The sequence below is a fragment of the Streptomyces sp. NBC_01716 genome, assembly GCF_036248275.1.
GTDB lineage: Bacteria > Actinomycetota > Actinomycetes > Streptomycetales > Streptomycetaceae > Streptomyces.
Window position 1 is genome coordinate 1,793,722 of sequence record NZ_CP109181.1, and the last position, 16,515, is coordinate 1,810,236.

The 16,515-nt window shown below is 71.8% G+C and carries 13 protein-coding genes; 9 read left to right on the top strand and 4 right to left on the bottom strand.

What is annotated here, in order from left to right; all coding sequences use genetic code 11:
- Complete coding sequence (hemG, locus tag OIE74_RS07760; RefSeq protein ID WP_329379882.1) at positions 1-1,452, bottom strand: protoporphyrinogen oxidase; 1,452 nt, start codon at positions 1,450-1,452, stop codon at positions 1-3.
- A gap of 266 nt (positions 1,453-1,718) precedes the next feature.
- Between hemG and OIE74_RS07765 the strand changes: the two genes are divergently transcribed.
- The 3 genes from OIE74_RS07765 (at position 1,719) to OIE74_RS07775 (ending at position 5,198) form a co-directional block, all read left to right on the top strand.
- Positions 1,719-2,603 (top strand): DUF4349 domain-containing protein, encoded by an 885-nt coding sequence (locus OIE74_RS07765; protein WP_329379885.1) that lies wholly within the window; start codon positions 1,719-1,721, stop codon positions 2,601-2,603.
- A 70-nt stretch (positions 2,604-2,673) separates the two neighbouring features.
- On the top strand, positions 2,674-4,056 hold the full coding sequence (locus OIE74_RS07770) for an FAD-dependent oxidoreductase (RefSeq protein ID WP_329379888.1): 1,383 nt from the start codon (positions 2,674-2,676) through the stop codon (positions 4,054-4,056).
- A gap of 248 nt (positions 4,057-4,304) precedes the next feature.
- The gene (locus OIE74_RS07775) at positions 4,305-5,198 is read left to right on the top strand and encodes an IS982 family transposase (protein WP_329379891.1); all 894 of its coding nucleotides are present in this window, start codon (positions 4,305-4,307) and stop codon (positions 5,196-5,198) included.
- 19 nt (positions 5,199-5,217) lie between these two features.
- Here OIE74_RS07775 and hemE read toward each other — a convergent pair whose 3' ends face one another.
- A complete protein-coding gene (gene hemE, locus OIE74_RS07780; protein WP_329379893.1) occupies positions 5,218-6,309 on the bottom strand; it encodes a uroporphyrinogen decarboxylase in 1,092 nt (363 codons plus the stop codon).
- Between the two features lie 91 nt (positions 6,310-6,400).
- Between hemE and OIE74_RS07785 the strand changes: the two genes are divergently transcribed.
- From OIE74_RS07785 to OIE74_RS07805, 5 genes are all read left to right on the top strand, one after another.
- Positions 6,401-7,075, top strand: coding sequence for a DUF3000 domain-containing protein (locus tag OIE74_RS07785; RefSeq protein ID WP_329379897.1), 675 nt, complete (start codon positions 6,401-6,403; stop codon positions 7,073-7,075).
- Positions 7,076-7,263: 188 nt separating this feature from the next.
- Entirely contained in the window at positions 7,264-7,923 is a 660-nt protein-coding gene (locus OIE74_RS07790) for a helix-turn-helix transcriptional regulator (protein ID WP_023537917.1), read from the top strand.
- Between the two features lie 87 nt (positions 7,924-8,010).
- Positions 8,011-9,294 carry an HRDC domain-containing protein gene (locus tag OIE74_RS07795; RefSeq protein WP_329379899.1) on the top strand — a complete coding sequence of 428 codons (1,284 nt, stop codon included), beginning with the start codon at positions 8,011-8,013 and terminating at the stop codon, positions 9,292-9,294.
- A gap of 536 nt (positions 9,295-9,830) precedes the next feature.
- A complete protein-coding gene (locus OIE74_RS07800) occupies positions 9,831-11,051 on the top strand; it encodes a thiolase family protein (protein WP_329379902.1) in 1,221 nt (406 codons plus the stop codon).
- Positions 11,048-13,174, top strand: a complete 2,127-nt coding sequence (locus tag OIE74_RS07805) for a 3-hydroxyacyl-CoA dehydrogenase NAD-binding domain-containing protein (RefSeq protein WP_329379905.1) — start codon at positions 11,048-11,050, stop codon at positions 13,172-13,174. Before OIE74_RS07800 ends, OIE74_RS07805 begins: the two co-directional genes overlap by 4 nt.
- A gap of 156 nt (positions 13,175-13,330) precedes the next feature.
- On the opposite strand, the gene OIE74_RS07810 is transcribed toward OIE74_RS07805, so the two are convergent.
- Positions 13,331-14,377: a hypothetical protein gene (locus OIE74_RS07810; protein WP_329379908.1), complete on the bottom strand. Its 1,047-nt coding sequence runs from the start codon at positions 14,375-14,377 to the stop codon at positions 13,331-13,333.
- 212 nt (positions 14,378-14,589) lie between these two features.
- Here OIE74_RS07810 and OIE74_RS07815 point away from each other — a divergent pair, with 212 nt between their 5' ends.
- Positions 14,590-14,982 carry an NTP pyrophosphohydrolase gene (locus OIE74_RS07815; protein WP_329379910.1) on the top strand — a complete coding sequence of 131 codons (393 nt, stop codon included), beginning with the start codon at positions 14,590-14,592 and terminating at the stop codon, positions 14,980-14,982.
- Here the strand turns inward: OIE74_RS07815 and OIE74_RS07820 are convergent.
- Positions 14,958-16,508 (bottom strand): glycosyltransferase family 39 protein, encoded by a 1,551-nt coding sequence (locus tag OIE74_RS07820; protein WP_329379912.1) that lies wholly within the window; start codon positions 16,506-16,508, stop codon positions 14,958-14,960. The two genes, OIE74_RS07815 and OIE74_RS07820, sit on opposite strands and share 25 nt — an antisense overlap.
- Between the last annotated feature and the right edge of the window lie 7 nt (positions 16,509-16,515).

The following is a 16,515-nucleotide window of genomic DNA, read 5'->3' on the forward strand; positions in this document are numbered from 1 at the left end:
CTATTCTCCCGCGCCCCGATCCGTGCCCCGCGCCAGGGTCGGCGTCGCCATGATCTCGTCGGCGGCGCGCCGGGCGCTGGCGATACAGGCGGGGATGCCGACGCCGTCGTACGGGGCGCCGCAGACGCGCAGTCCGGGGAGTTCGGCGACGGCCTCGCGGATGCGGGCGACGCGGGCGGGGTGGCCCACCGGGTACTGGGGCAGGCCGCCGATCCACCGGGTCACCTCGGCGGCCACGGGCCACGTGGCGAGCCCGGTCGCGGCGCCGAGGTCGCGCAGGGAGGCCGTGACGAGTTCGGTGTCCTCGCGCTGGAGTTGGTCCTCCTCGCCGTACCGGCCGATGGACGTACGCAGGACGAAGAGGTCCGGCGCCGACTCGGCGACCCAGCCCCACTTACGGGTGGAGAAGGTCGCGGCCTTGATGGTGCGGCCGTCGACGGGCGGTACGAGAAAGCCGCTGCCGTCGGGCAGTCCGGGCAGGTCCGCGACGTCGGCGCGGCGGAAGGCCATCGTCACGAGCGCCATGGAGGCGTACTCGATCTCCGCGAGTCCGGCGGACGCGGCGGGTGACTCGTGCGCGAGGAGGGCCGAGGCGGACCAGGCGGGGTTCGCCATGATCACCCCGTCGGCGGCGACGGTCTCGCGCTCGGTGCGGACCGCCCAGCCGCCGGCGGTGCGGGTGAGGGCGAGGACGGGCGTCTCCGTACGGATGTCGCCTCCACGCTCCCGTACGGCGTCGGCGACGGCGCCCGGCAGCCTGCCCATGCCGCCGTCGATACCGGCGAACACGGCGTCGGTACGGGGGGTTTCGGCGGCCTTGGCCTGAACGGCGCGGACGGCGTCGAGCAGTGAGTCGTGGGTGCGAACCGCCTCGAAGAGCTGGGGGACGGCGGCGCGCATCGAGATGCGGTAGGCGTCGCCCGCGTAGACGCCGCCGAGCAGCGGCTCCACCAGCCGGTCCACGACCTCGTGTCCCAGCCGCTCCGCGACGTACTCGCCGATGGACACGTCGTCGCCGACGGCCACCGGCCCGAGGTCCCGTTCGCGGTCGATCCTGGCGAGGCCTTCTGCGGAGAGCAGACCGGCGAGGGCCGACGCGTCGGCCGGTACGCCCATCACATGGCCCTTGGGCATGGCGTGCAGCCCGCCGCGCGACCAGACGGAGGCGGAGGTCGTCGCCGGCGTCCGGAGGCGCTCACCGAGCCCCACGGAGCGGGCGAGGTCGACGGCCTCGGGGCGGCGCGCGAGCATGGACTCGGCGCCGAGGTCGACGGGGGCGCCCTCGATCTCGCCGGCCCGGAGTTTGCCGCCGAGGCGGTCGGTCGCCTCCAGGAGGGTCACGCGGGCCCCGGCGGACAGCAGCCGGTCGGCCGCGGCGAGACCGGCGATACCGCCTCCGACGACGACGACATGGGGGCCGGCGGGAGGCGTGGGGTTCGGACTGCTCACCATGGCCTCCACTCTCTCAGACCGCCTCCGGCCCGCCTCGGCCGCCGCAGGGTCCGTACAGAGGCCCGTACCGAGGCCCGACCGTGACCGCTTCGCGACCGGAAAAGCGCAACCCTCTCCCCCGCCCGTCCGTCGAACCCCCGAAATCAGCGCTCGGCATCTTTGGGGGGACCGGCATGCGCGCACTTCCCGCATTCGCGGCAGCACTTCTCACCGTTTCACTGGCCCTGGCAGGGTGCGGCGGCGCGGACGATTCGGACAGCGGAGACATGAAGGCCGACAGCGCGGCCGGACCGGCGAGGGGCGGGCAGGGTGCCGCCGGGCCGGAGGCGGCGGCCGACGGGGCCGGCGAGCAGCGGGCGGAGAAGGGTACGGAGGCCGGCGCGGACTCCGTGCAGACCCATGTGATCCGCACCGCCGGCCTGTCGGTGGAGGTGAAGAGCGTGACGAAGGCGCTCGCCACGGCCCGTTCGGTCGCGCTCGGCGCGGGCGGCGAGATCGAGGACGAGACCACGGAGCGCATCGACGACACCCATGTGACCTCGAAGATCGTGCTGCGGGTCCCGGAGGCCGATTACGACTCCGTCCTCACCGAACTCGCGGGCACCGGCAAGCTGTTGGCGCGCACGGCGAACGCGAAGGACGTCACCGAGCAGGTGGTCGACGTCAAGAGCCGTATCGCGACGCAGCGCGCGAGCGTGAACCGCGTACGGGATCTGATGGACCAGGCCGATGACATCACCGACGTCGTGGCCCTGGAGTCCCAGCTGAACACCCGCCAGGCCGAGTTGGAGTCCCTGCTGGCCCGGCAGGCGTCGCTCGCCGACCGGACGACGATGGCCACCATCACGCTCGACCTGAGCGAGGAGACGAAGGCGAAGGACGAGAAGGACGACGACCCGGGCTTCCTCGACGCGCTCGGCGGCGGCTGGGGCGCGTTCGTGTCGATGCTGCGCTGGACCGTGGTCGTGGTGGGCGCGGTCCTGCCGTTCGCCGCCGCGCTGGCGGCGCTGTACGTGCTGTGGCGGCTGTTCGGCGTCCGGCTGCTGGGCCTGGGAGCGCGGCGTACGCCGGTCGCGGCTCCGGCACCGGAGCCCGCGCCGACGCCGGTGCCGGCCCCGGCTCAGTCGCCGGACACGGGCAAGCAGGACTGAACCGGCGCGTCCGCGTAGCGTCTGTGTGCGGGGTACGCGGTACCCCGCACACATCCGAAGGGGACGCGCAATGGCAGCGGAGCGCTTGGTGGTCATCGGCGGCGACGCGGCGGGCATGTCCGCCGCGTCGCAGGCCCGCAGGTTCAAGGGGCCCGGAGAGCTGGAGATCACCGCCTTCGAGCGCGGCGACTTCGCCTCGTACTCGGCGTGCGGCATCCCGTACTGGGTCGGCGGCGACGTCGAGCGGCTGGACGACCTCATCGCCCGCACGCCGGAGGAGCACCGGGAGCGCGCGATCGATCTGCGGATGCGGACCGAGGTCGTACGGATCGACACCGGGGGCGGGCGGGTCCTGGCCCGGGACCTGGACGCCGGGACCGAGTCCTGGACGCACTACGACAAGCTCGTGATCGCCACCGGCGCGCGCCCGGTCCGGCCCTCGCTGCCGGGCATCGACGCCCCCGGCGTGCACGGTGTGCAGACCCTCGGCGACGGGACGGCGCTGATCGAGACGCTGGCCCGCACGGACGACGGCGGACGCGCGGTCGTGGTGGGCGCGGGGTACATCGGCGTCGAGATGGCGGAGGCGCTGCTGAAGCGCGGGTACGAGGTGACCGTCCTGCACCGCGACGAGCAGCCGATGGCCACGCTCGACCCGGACATGGGCCGACTGGTCCACGAGGCGATGGACGGCCTCGGCATCACGACGGTCGGCGGCGCGGCGGTCTCCAAGATCCTGACCGGCGACGACGGGCGGGTCAGGGCGGTCGTGACGGACGACGCCGAGTACCCGGCGGATGTCGTCGTCCTCGGCATCGGTGTCCGCCCGGAGACCTCGCTCGGCGAGGCCGCCGGCCTGCCGCTCGGCCCGCACGGCGGGCTGCTCACCGATCTGTCGATGCGGGTGCGCGGCCACGAGAACATCTGGGCGGGCGGCGACTGCGTCGAGGTGCTCGACCTGGTCACGGGCACCACCCGCCATATCGCGCTCGGTACGCACGCCAACAAGCACGGCCAGATCATCGGCGCCAACGTGGGCGGCGACTACGGCACGTTCCCGGGCGTCGTCGGCACCGCCGTCAGCAAGGTCTGCGACCGGGAGATCGCCCGGACGGGGCTGCGCGAGAAGGACGCCCGCGCGGCGGGGCTCCAGTACGTGACGGCGACCATCGAGTCCACCGGCACCGCCGGGTATCTGCCGGGGGCGCCGCTGATGACGGTGAAGATGCTCGCCGAACGCCGGTCGGGCCGGCTACTCGGCGTGCAGATCGTGGGCGGCGTGGGCGCCGCGAAGCGGGTGGACATCGCGGCGGTCGCCCTGACGGCCCGGCTGACGGTGGAACAGATGACGGCGCTGGACCTCGGCTACGCGCCGCCGTTCTCACCGGTCTGGGACCCGGTCCTGGTGGCGGCCCGCAAGGCGACGGCCGCCGTACGGAAGGCGGGCTGGTGAAGCCCTAGGGCGTGTTTCAGCAGTAGCGTCGTCCGCCCATCGGGCGGGGCCCACGGCGTCTGGTGCGTGCGATCGCAAGGCGGAGGATCAGCCTCGTACTGGACGTACTTGGATGACTCCGACAACGCGGCGAGCGCGCGTGCCAGACGCCGTGGGCCAGACGGGACTTCTCAAACACGCCCTAGACGAGTCATTCCGAATGCTGACGGTGTGTCCGGGAACGCAGACAGGGCGTCCAAGATCGTTGTGTGACGAACAACCTGGACGCCCTGCTGACCGCACTGTACGTGAAGATCGACGACGAGATCGGGGGTACCCGGTGGCTGGGCCGACCGCCGCAGCTGACGGATTCCGAGCTTGTCTGCCTCGCTGTCGCGCAGGCGCTGCTGGGCTTCACTTCAGAGTCGCGGTGGCTGCGGTTCGTGGACTCCCGCTTGGGCCGGATGTTCCCGTACGTGCCCAGGCAGCCGGGCTGGAACAAGCGGCTCAGAGCCGCGTTGCCACTGGTCAGGAAGGCGATACGGCTGCTGGCCGTCGATACGGACTTCTGGTTCGACAACCACTGGATCGTCGACTCCACGCCGGTGGAGTGTGGCCGCTCGCGTCCGACGGTCAAGCGGTCGGACATGGCCGGCTGGGCCGGATACGGGTACTGCGCCTCGCACTCCCGGTTCTTCTGGGGCCTGCGCCTGTTCCTGGTGTGCACCCCGGCCGGGATGCCGATCCTGTGGGCGCTGGCGACCCCGAAGATGGACGAGCGCGAGGTACTGACCGCGATGCTCGACCGCGAACCCGAGACAGTCACGAACCGGCCGGGGCTGCTGGTGATCTCCGACAAGGGTTTCGCCGCCAAGGAGTTCGAGGCCGATTTGGCCTTGAGGGGTGCCGAGTTGCTGCGGCCGTCGTTCAAGCGCGAGAAGAAACGCAAGGGCGAGAGTCTCCTGAAATCAGTGCGGCAACTGATCGAGTCGGTCAACGACACCCTCAAAGGCCAGCTCGACCTGGAACAGCACGGCGGCCGGACCTTCGAGGGCGTCGCAGTCCGCGTCGCTCAGCGCGTCCTCGCGATGGCCGCCGCGATCTGGCACAACCACAAGACCGGCCAGCCCGTCCTGCGATCCCTGATCGCCTATGACCACTGATCACATCGGAATGACTCGTCTAGTGCGCGGTCCGGGTGTGGACGTACTCGACGAGGCGGGTCAGCGAGTCCGGGTCCATGTTCGGCAGGACCCCGTGCCCCAGGTTGAAGATGTGCCCCTCCAACCCCTTCGCGGCGTCGAGGACTTCGTCGGTCTTCGTCTCCACCGCCCGCGTGGGGGCGAAGAGGACCGCCGGGTCGAGATTGCCCTGGAGCGCCTTGCCGGGGCCGACCCGGCGGGCCGCCTCGTCCAGCGGTACGCGCCAGTCGACGCCGACGACGTCCGCGCCGGCCTCGCCCATCAGGCCGAGCAGTTCGCCCGTACCGACACCGAAGTGGATACGGGGCACGCCGTACCCGGCGATCATGTCGAAGACCTTCGCCGACGCGGGCATCGCGGAGCGCCGGTAGTCGGCGGGGGCGAGCGCGCCCACCCAGGAGTCGAAGAGCTGCACGGCGCTGGCGCCCGCCTCGATCTGCACCTTGAGGAACGCACCGGTGATCTCCGCGAGCCGGTCGAGCAGCTCGGCCCAGAGCTCCGGGTCGCCGTACATCATGGCCTTCGTGTTCTCGTGGTTACGGGACGGCCCGCCCTCCACGAGATAGCTGGCGAGCGTGAACGGGGCGCCCGCGAAGCCGATGAGCGGGGTCGACCCCAGCTCGGCGGTGAGCATGCCCATGGCCTCGGTGACGTAGCGGACGTCGTCGGGCGTCAGGTCCCGCAGCTGCGCGAGGTCGGCGCGCGAGCGGACGGGGTGCGCGACGACGGGGCCGACGCCCGGCTTGATGTCGAGGTCGACGCCGATGGCCTTGAGCGGGACGACGATGTCGCTGAAGTAGATCGCGGCGTCGACCCCGTGCCTGCGTACCGGCTGGAGCGTGATCTCGGTGACCATGTCCGGCCGCATGCACGACTCCAGCATCGCGGTGCCCTCGCGCAGCTTGCGGTACTCGGGCAGCGACCGGCCCGCCTGCCGCATGAACCACACCGGGGTGTGCGGCACGGTCTCCCGCCTGCACGCCTTCATGAAGGCGGAGTCGCGGGTGGCGAGTGTCGCCGCTGTCGGCGCGGTCTTCGTCGGCTGGCCCGAGGGGCGGTCGTTGGCGCTCACGCCCAGAATCTTCGCATGTACACAGAAGCGGCCGCCCCGGGCCGGGTGTCCTTCACCGCACGGGACGCTCGTTCCGCCTACTCTTCCCCGCATGGCTGCGGCTCAGGGACAGTTTTCTGATCATTCCAACGGCGTCGGCGGTACGGGGGGTACGGAGGGGGACTCCGTCCCGTCCGCGTTCCGACTGGCCGTCGAGGCTTTGCGGACGGCGCGGCTGCGCCCCGAGATGGAGATCGACCCGACGAAGCCTCCTCAGCGGCTCGCACCGCACGCGTACGCGCTGGAGGCGGCGGTGGTCCAGGGGGACGATGATCTGGCCGACGGCAGGCTCGTCCTCCTTCATGACCCGGAGGGCCACGACGCCTGGCAGGGCACGTTCCGTCTGGTGACGCTCGTACGGGCGGAGCTGGAGCCGGAGATGGCGGTGGACCCGCTGCTACCGGAGGTCTGCTGGTCGTGGCTGACCGGGGCGCTGGAGGCGCGCGGGCTCTCGTACGGAGAGCCGAGCGGCACGGTCACCCGCGCGGGGTCGCATTACTTCGGCGGGCTCTCGGAGCGCCGTCCGGCGACCCAGATCGAGATCCGGGCCTCCTGGACGCCGCGCGAGGGCATGGGCGGAGTCCCGGACGCGGCAACGCACTTGGCGGCCTGGTGCGATCTGCTGTGCCAGCTCGCGGGGCTGCCGCCGGCGGCCCCGACGGGCCCGACGGAGCCGGGGGCGGGCGTGGTCTCGCTTCCCCAGCGCCGGGGCCCCCAGGCCCGCTAGGGAGGGACCCACTCGTATGATGATCGATCGCTCATCCGAATTGCCCGAATTGTTACTCATCAATTCGTGATCATTCTCTAAAGGCGGGGACCGTTGCTGCCGAAGAGGTCAATGACCCTTCAAGCACGGTTCGCCCCCGGCTTCACCCCCCAGAGCCGGCCCGTCCCGCACCCTTCCCAGGAGGCCTGGTGTCCGTTCTCCTCGAGCAGCCCGCAAGCCTGGTCGCCTACCGCCCGAACAAGCCGACGGCCATGGTCGTCGTCGCCGACCCTCGCGTCCGCTCCACCGTCACCCGCCATCTGTGGGCCCTCGGAGTACGCGACGTCATCGAGGCTTCGTCCATCGCGGAGGCCCGTCCCCGCGTCGGCAATCCACGCGACATCTGCGTTGCCGACGTCCACCTGCCCGACGGTTCCGGGCTGACCCTGCTGTCCGAGACCCGGGCAGCAGGCTGGCCCAACGGCCTCGCCCTCTCCGCAGCCGACGACATCGGCGCGGTGCGCAACGCCCTCGCGGGCGGCGTCAAGGGCTACGTCGTGACCGGTACGCGCACGAACATCGGCCACCCCGGCCGCCCCGGCGCCGCCCCCATCGGCGCCGGACCCCGTATGCACCGCCGCCCCCCGGGGTCCCCGAGCCACCCGGGCGGCTACCGCGAGCTCTCCGGCCGTGAGGTCGAGGTGCTCAGGCTGGTCGCCGAAGGCCAGTCGAACAAGGCGATCGGCGTCTCCATGGGCCTCTCGGCCCTGACCGTCAAGAGCCACCTCGCCCGCATCGCGCGCAAGCTCGGTACGGGCGACCGGGCGGGAATGGTCGCCGTGGCCCTCCGCACCGGAATCATTCACTGACCGGTTTCACCCTCCCCACCGGCCGCATCGCCCGCCGACGGAACGTTCCGTCGGCGGGCGGCGTCCGTTCACAGATACCCTTGACACGTGACCGACGCCCAAGAGACCGCAGCAGACCCAGCACTGCGAACCACCGGGGGCGCTCCCCCGGCCGACGTCGAAACGGCGCCGATCCCTTTGTTGGAGCCTCGCGAAGGCATTCCGCCGGTGGTCGCCACCGAAGAAGCGCTCGCCGAGGTGATCGCTTCCTTCGCCGCGGGCACGGGCCCGCTGGCCGTCGACGCGGAGCGCGCGTCCGGCTACCGCTACGGGCAGAGCGCCTACCTCGTACAGCTGCGCCGCGAAGGCGCGGGCACCGCGCTGATCGACCCCGTCGGCTGCCCCGACCTCTCGGCCCTCGGCGATGTCCTCGCCGGTACGGAGTGGATCCTGCACGCCGCGACACAGGACCTGCCGTGCCTGAGGGAAATAGGCATGCGCCCCACGCGGCTGTTCGACACCGAGCTGGCGGGACGGCTCGCGGGCTTCCCGCGCGTCGGCCTCGGCGCGATGGTCGAGAACGTTCTCGGGTTCGCCCTGGAGAAGGGCCACTCCGCCGTCGACTGGTCGACCAGACCACTGCCCGAGCCGTGGCTGCGGTACGCCGCGCTCGACGTCGAGCTGCTGGTCGATCTCCGCAACGCGCTGGAGAAGGAGCTGGACCGGCAGAACAAGCTGGACTGGGCGTGGCAGGAGTTCGACGCGATCGCCTCGGCCCCGCCGCCGCCCCCGCGCCGGGACCCGTGGCGCCGTACGTCCGGCATGCACAAGGTCCGGCGGCGCCGGCAGATGGCCGTCGTACGGGAGCTGTGGAACGCCCGCGACCAGGCCGCGCAGCGGCGGGACGTCTCGCCCGGCAAGGTCCTCAGCGACGGCGCGATCATCGAGGCGGCGCTGGCCCTGCCGCTCAGCGTGCACGCCCTCACCGCGCTGCCCGGTTTCGGGCACCGGATGGGGCGGCGCCAGCTCGAACAGTGGCAGTCCGCGATCGACCGGGCGAAGGCCCTGCCCGACACGGAGCTGCCGCAGCCCGGCCAGCCGCTGAACGGTCCGCCGCCGCCGCGCTCGTGGGCGGACAAGGACCCGGAGGCCGCGGCCCGGCTCTCGGCGGCCCGCGCGGCGGTGACGGCGCTGGCGGAGCGGCTGAACATGCCGCAGGAGAACCTGATCACGCCGGACACGGTGCGGCGGGTTTGCTGGGAGCCGCCGGCGGAGCGGAGCGTGGAGGCGGTGTCGTCGGCGCTGGCCGCGCATGGGGCGCGGCGGTGGCAGGTGGAGCAGGTGGCGCCGCTGCTGACGCGCGCGCTGACGGCGACGTCGTCCACGGGCTGAGCCCCCCGTTTGCGCCTCCGGCGGGGTTCGTGGTGCGGGTCGGTGTCCGGGTGCCGCTCCGGGGTCATGCCCGGACGGCGTGATTTACGCCGCGTGCAACGCTCGTTGGACCCAGGGGAACCAGGCTGTCCACGCGACACAAATCAGCCTGAGTGTCCGGACACGACCCCTGCACGTCCCCCTTCCATCCCCCGGGCCGGTACGGGGCTTTGACAGCGCCCCCCGGCGGCGTGAGGGGGGCGGGGTCGCAGGAGGGGTGTGTTCGGACACTCAGGCTGATTTGTGGTGCGTGAACAACAAGGGCACATCGGGTCCAACGAGCGTTGCACGCGCCGTAAATCACGCCGTCCGGACATATCCCTCCGGAGGCCCCGCACCCCGCCCCCGGCAACGAACAGCAACCCGAACCGCGCCGGAGGCGACCCCGTGACCCGGGGAACACCCCGGGTACCTGTGCAGTGCGGTTACCCGCAAGTAGCATAAGGTGGGAAGCAAGCGTGCCCGCAGAGCCATCCGCACCCTGGAGGAGAGCCATCGTGCCTCGTACCGTCAGGGACGTCGTCTTCGTCGACGGCGTCCGCACCCCGTTCGGCAAGGCGGGCCCGAAGGGCATTTATCACGAGACCCGCGCCGACGACCTCGTCGTGAAGGCCATCCGGGAGCTGCTGCGCCGCAACCCGGGCCTCGACCCCGCGACGATCGACGAGGTCGCCATCGCCGCGACCACCCAGATCGGCGACCAGGGCCTGACCATCGGCCGTACCGCCGGCATCCTCGCCGGACTGCCGCAGTCCGTGCCCGGCTACTCGATCGACCGGATGTGCGCCGGTGCGATGACCGCCGTGACGACCACCGCGGGCTCCATCGCCTTCGGCGCGTACGACGTCGTCGTCGCCGGCGGTGTCGAGCACATGGGCCGCCACCCGATGGGCGAGGGCGTCGACCCGAACCCGCGGTTCGTCTCGGAGAAGCTGGTGGACGAGTCGGCCCTGTTCATGGGCATGACGGCGGAGAACCTGCACGACCGCTTCCCGCACATCACCAAGGCCCGCGCCGACGAGTACGCCGTGCGTTCGCAGGAGAAGGCCGCCAAGGCGTACGCGAACGGCAAGATCCAGCAGGACCTCGTGCCGATCTCGGTGCGCCGCACCAGCCCCGAGGGCGGTGAGACGGGCTGGGGCCTGGCCACCGAGGACGAGCCGATGCGCCCCGGGACGACGCTGGAGTCCCTGGCCGGGCTCAAGACGCCGTTCCGCCCGCACGGCCGGGTCACGGCCGGCAACGCGGCCGGTCTCAACGACGGCGCCACCGCCTCGCTGATCGCCTCCGAGGAGTTCGCGCGCGAGGCCGGGCTGCCGGTGAAGATGCGCCTCGTGAGCTACGCGTACGTGGGCGTCGAGCCCGAGGTCATGGGCTTCGGACCGATCCCCTCGACCGAGAAGGCGCTGGCCAAGGCCGGTCTGTCGATCGGTGACATCGGTCTGTTCGAGATCAACGAGGCCTTCGCCGTGCAGGTGCTGGCCTTCCTGGACCACTACGGCATCGCCGACGACGACCCGCGCGTCAACCAGTACGGCGGCGCCATCGCGTACGGCCACCCGCTGGCCTCCTCCGGCGTACGGCTGATGACGCAGCTGGCCCGGCAGTTCGAGGAGCAGCCGCAGGTCCGCTACGGCATCACCACCATGTGCGTCGGCTTCGGCATGGGCGCGACGGTCGTCTGGGAGAACCCGCACTTCGACGGAGGCAACAAGTGAGCACCGCTGAACTCCTGAAGGGCGCGGCCGAGCTGTTCCCGGACGAGGTCGTCACCCAGGCGCACGTGCGCCATCTCGAACTCCCCGGCAAGGTCGGCACGTTCGCGCTCATCACGCTGGACAACGGACTGGACCACACGAAGCCGACGACGTTCGGCCCGCAGTCGCTGGCGAATGTGGACGCGGCGATCACGCAGGTCGAGGCGGAGGCCGCCGAGGGCCGGATCGTGGGTGTCGGTGTCACCGGCAAGCCGTTCATCTTCGCCGTGGGCGCCGACCTCAAGGGCGTCGAGCTGCTGAAGCGGCACGAGGACGCGCTGGCCATCGGCAAGGGCGGTCACGACGTCTTCAAGCGGCTCGCGGGGATCGCGGTGCCGACGTTCGCGTACTACAACGGCGCCGCGATGGGCGGTGGTGTCGAGATCGGGCTGCACTGCTCGTACCGCACCGTCTCCGCCGCGCTGCCCGCCTTCTCGCTGCCCGAGGTCTTCCTCGGTCTCGTCCCCGGCTGGGGCGGCTGCACGCTGCTGCCGAACCTGATCGGCGCCGACCGCGCGGTGACGGTGATCATCGAGAACTCGCTCAACCAGAACAAGCAGCTCAAGGGCGCCCAGGTCCATGAACTGGGCATCGCCGACGCCCTGTTCGAGGGCGCCGACTTCCTGGAGCAGTCGCTGCTGTGGACCGCGTCGGTGCTGAGCGGCGAACTCACGGTCGAGCGCCCGGAGATCGACCGGGGCGAGGCGTGGGACCAGGCCGTGGCGCGCGGCCGGTTCGTGGCCGACTCGAAGGTCCACGGCGCGGCCCCGGCCGCGTACCGCGCGCTGGACATCATCGCCGCCGCCAAGGACGGTGACCTCCAGGCCGGTTACGACGCCGAGGACACCGCCCTCGCCGACCTGATCATGGGCGGTGAACTGCGGTCGGGGATCTACGCGTTCAACCTCGTGCAGCGTCGCGCCAAGCGTCCGGCGGGCGCGCCGGACAAGGCGCTCGCGCGTCCGGTCACCAAGGTCGGTGTGGTCGGAGCCGGGCTGATGGCCTCGCAGTTGGCGCTGCTGTTCCTGCGCAGGCTCGAAGTGCCCGTGGTGCTCACGGACATCGACCAGGAGCGGATCGACAAGGGTGTCGGCTATGTCCACGCCGAGATCGACAAGCTGCTCGGCAAGGGCAGGATCAATCAGGACAAGGCCAACCGTTACAAGGGTCTGGTCAGCGGAGTCCTGGACAAGGCCGATGGTTTCGCCGACGCCGACTTCGTCATCGAGGCCGTCTTCGAGGAGATGGGCGTCAAGCAGAAGGTGTTCGCGGAGGTCGAGGCGGTCGCTCCCGCGCACGCGATCTTCGCCACGAACACCTCGTCGCTGTCGGTCTCCGAGATGGCGTCGAAGCTGAAGAACCCGGAGCGGGTCGTCGGCTTCCACTTCTTCAACCCGGTGGCGGTCCTGCCGCTGCTGGAGATCGTGCGCGGGCAGCAGACGGACGACGCGTCGCTGGCGACGGCGTTCGGTGTCGCGAAGAAGCTCAAGAAGAGCGCGGTGCTGGTGAAGGACGCCCCGGCGTTCGTCGTCAACCGCATCCTCACCCGTTTCATGGGTGAGATCCAGAACATCATCGACGAGGGCACCCCGGTCGACGTGGCGGAGCGGGCCGTCGAGCCGCTGGGTCTGCCGATGTCACCGCTGGTTCTGCTGGAGCTGGTCGGACCCGCCATCGGTCTGCATGTCTCCGAGACCCTCCACCGGTCGTTCCCGGACCGCTTCACGGTCTCGGAGAATCTGGCGGCCGTGGTGAAGGCGGGCAAGCGCGGCTTCTACGTACACGTCTCCGGGAAGCCGGAGCTGGACCCGGAGGTCCTGGCGCTGCTGAAGCAGGGCGACAGCGTGCTGACGGAGGAGCAGACCCGGGCGCGGGTGCTGGACGCCGTGGCGCAGGAGATCGGTCTGATGCTGGACGAGGGCGTCGTGGCGGAGGCCCAGGACATCGACCTCTGCCTGCTGACGGGCGCGGGCTGGCCGTTCCATCTGGGCGGTATCACACCGTACTTGGACCGGGAGGGCGTCTCGGAGCGGGTGAACGGGAAGAAGTTCCTGGAGGCCGGTGTGGCGAGCGTCCCGGTGTAGGGCCTGTTCAGCGACGGACCAAGGGCGGGGCTGGGCGGAACCTTCCGCCCAGCCCCGCCCGCTGTGGTTCGAACCGGGCATGACCCCGCAGCGGCACCCGGCAACCAACCCGCACAACCAACCCCGCCGGAGGCGACCCCGCGCCGCAGGCAGCCTTCAGACGCGCGACCACGCCTCCAGCGCGAGTCCCGGTTCCGCCTTCTGGCGGGCCACGCGCAGGGTGCCGTCCTTGCCCACCGCCGCCATCACCACCCGGCCGCGGCCGTCCAGGGCCAGGGCGGGGGCGCCGACGCACTCCTCGCCCGTCGGGGTCCAGGTGACGCCCGCCGCCTCGTCCTCCGTCGGGTAGGCGGCGAGCAGGGGGCGGCCGTCGAGGCCGCGTTGGGCCAGGATCGTGCAGTCGTGGCCGTCGACGGGCGTACGGAGCAGGGCGATCGGGCCGGTGCCGGGGCCGCCCAGCGGGGCGGTCTCGCCCTCGCCGAGCCGCCAGGCGTGCACCGTACGGTCGTTGGTGTCGCGCCAGTAGTGGGTGAGGCGGTCGGCGCCGGTGCGCTCCGAGCTGAGGGTGCCGGGGGTGACGCGCGCCGCGAAGCTCTTCAGGTCGCGCTCGGGCTTCCCGGCCTGCTTGGGCTGTCTCCAGCGCATCACCGCGTCGTCGGTCGGGGCCAGGACCTCGATCAGGCCGTCCTCGCCCACGACGGCCGACGCCTCGCCGGTCATCCTGGACCCCTTGAGGTCCGCCCACGCGAACCAGGCGCCGGTGGGCTTCTGGAGCCTGGCGGACAGACCGCGGCCCGCGTTGCGGGCGAACAGGTAGAGCGAGCCGTTGGGGTCGATGACCGCCCCGGGCAGGCCGATGAGGCCGCCCCTGGCGAGGTCCTTCGGGTACGGCGTACCGAGCGGCTGCCAGTCGCGCAGCGGGCGGCCGGTCTGGAACTGGACGGCGTACACGACATCCGTGCGGATCTGTCCGTCGTCGGTGGGCATGCGGCGCAGACCCACCAGATGGACGTAACCCTGGGCGCCGCTGGCGATGGAGAGGTACGGCAACAGGCCGGGGACCGGGAGCAGTTCGGGGCCCGACCAGCCCGGACCGCCGAGCCGGTCCTCCGTCCACCGCCGCACACCGTCGTCGGTGGGCGCGTACGCGGTGAGCCTGCCGTCCTTGCCGCGCAGCAGCCAGCCGGTGGTCGCGGGGACCACACCGTCGGCCGTGGGAACGGGAATGGATTCAGCCGGCCGGCCGCCGGTGTCCGGGGCCTCGCCGGGGCCCCGACCGGATCGTTTCGGCGTCCGTGCGGACCGCAGTGCCATGACCCACTGCCACCTTCCCAGCGCATGAAATTTCCCCGACGATAGCATTCGCGGGTGACGCGGAACCGTACCGCCCCGGCTGGTTGTGGCACGCTCCTGAAGTGCGGATTCTACTGATTGTCGACGGGGCGAACGTGGTCGGTTCGGTGCCCGACGGATGGTGGCGCGACCGGCGCGGAGCGGCCGAACGGCTGCGGGACGAACTGGTGCCGCTCGCCGGGGACGGCCTGCCGGGCGCCGGGGTTCCGGGACCCCTGGACGTGGTGCTGGTCGTGGAGGGGCGGGCGCGAGGTGTGGAGTCCGTGCCGGGTGTCCGGGTGGAGGCGGCGCCCGGCAGCGGTGACGACCTGATCAGCGAACTGGCCGCGGGCTCGGGAGAGCGCCCGTGTGTCGTCGTCACCGCCGACCGGGAGCTGCGGCGGCGGGTCGAGGCGTACGGCGCGCGGTGCGTCGGGCCCCGTACGGTGCGTCAACTCCCGGACGAGCGGACGTAGAAGACGGTGCCATCGACGGTGCCGGGCAGCGGCTCGTACTGTCCGGCCAGGAGCCGGCGCAGCGTCGGGAGGCGTTCGGGGGCGTACGGCTTGCCCCGTGAGTCGTCCACGATCAGCGCGGGTGGGCGCGCCCTCATCTCGGCGGCGAAGACCCGCCAGGCGCCCGGTACCCCGTACCGCTCGCCCACCTGTGGCCCGTCCCTGCCGCCGCTGAAGTTGGTGAGGAGCCCGGCGGTCAGATAGCGGCTGGCGGGGGTCCGGTCGGCGAGGCGGTACGTCTGCGGGTGTATTCCCCACACGAGGACGCGGTCGGTCGGGGCGCTGTGTTCCCGTACGGCGGTGGCGACGCGTTCCGCGTGGGTGAGTTCGGAGCGCGGGGCGAAGACGGCCCAGACGACGAAGCACGCGCAGACGCAGGCGGGCACGGAGAGGACGTGCCTGAGCCGTTCGTGGCGCAGTGAGCGCAGGGCGGAGGTCGCCAACAGGGCGATGGGGGGCAGGAGTTGCAGGAAGTAGTGGCCGAAGAAGTGGAAGCCGACTGCGACGGCTCCGGCGGACGCGCCGAACCAGACCCAGAGGGCCGCCTCGCGCGGCCGGGGTCCGGTGCGCAGGGCTCTGCGGACCGGCGGGAGGATACCGAGGCAGCAGAGGCCGAGGACGGAGCAGTTCACCACCGCCCGGACGAGGACGTGGAGTTCGGACCCGTCGAGGGAGAAGGCGTACGCCCCCGATCCGGTGACCGTCCAGAAGAGGAAGCCCCCGGGGTCGGTCAGGAGCGCTGCCGCGACGACCGGGGCGGCGAAGCCGACTGCCGTACGCAGGAGACCTGTTCGCAGCGGGGCGCGGCTCGGGGCGGCACCGTGGGTGCGCCAGAGTAGCCAGAGCACCGGGACGAGAACGACGCCCCCGGTCTGCTTGGTGAGGAACGCTCCCGCGACGGCCGCTCCGGCGGCGCCCCAGCGGCCCCGGTCGGCGCAGAGGACGGCCGCGGCGGTGAACGGCAGTATGACGACCTCGAAGGTGACGGCCTGGGTGTCCTGCGGGATGAACCCGACGGAGATCAGCAGGAAGAGCACCCCGGCCGTGACACCCGAGCGGTCGCCCCAGCGCCGCCGGGCGAAGGCCGCGAGCAGGGCGGCGGTGGTGAACTGGGCGCCGACGGCGAGGAGTTTCATCGCCTGGCCGGATCCGTCGCCGAAGAGCAGGAACGCCGCCTCGTACAGCCACGGCAGCAGCGGTGTCTTGCGGTCGACCACGGTCTCGTACAGCTCGCCGCCCTCCGCCAGTATCCGGGCCTGGACCGCGAGATAGCCCTCGTCCGGGCTCCAGAAGGAGTGCGGGAAGGACGGGAGGCGGATGGCGAGGGCGAGGGCTGCCAGGACGGGCAGCAGTCGTCGCCAGAAGCCGTCCGCGGGGGCGCTGGTGGGTTCGGCTCGGGCGGGCTTCCGCTGCGCCGGCAGCGGCCTGGTGGGTCCGGGGCGGGTGGGCGAGAGGTGGGGTGCGGCGGACCGCGGCTCGACGGGCATGGGCGAC

Coding starts and splice junctions, on each gene's coding strand:
- hemG (WP_329379882.1), bottom strand. CDS start 1,452: ATGGTGAGCAGTCCGAACCCCACGCCTCCCGCCGGCCCCCATGTCGTC.
- OIE74_RS07765 (WP_329379885.1), top strand. CDS start 1,719: ATGAAGGCCGACAGCGCGGCCGGACCGGCGAGGGGCGGGCAGGGTGCC.
- OIE74_RS07770 (WP_329379888.1), top strand. CDS start 2,674: ATGGCAGCGGAGCGCTTGGTGGTCATCGGCGGCGACGCGGCGGGCATG.
- OIE74_RS07785 (WP_329379897.1), top strand. CDS start 6,401: ATGGCTGCGGCTCAGGGACAGTTTTCTGATCATTCCAACGGCGTCGGC.
- OIE74_RS07820 (WP_329379912.1), bottom strand. CDS start 16,508: ATGCCCGTCGAGCCGCGGTCCGCCGCACCCCACCTCTCGCCCACCCGC.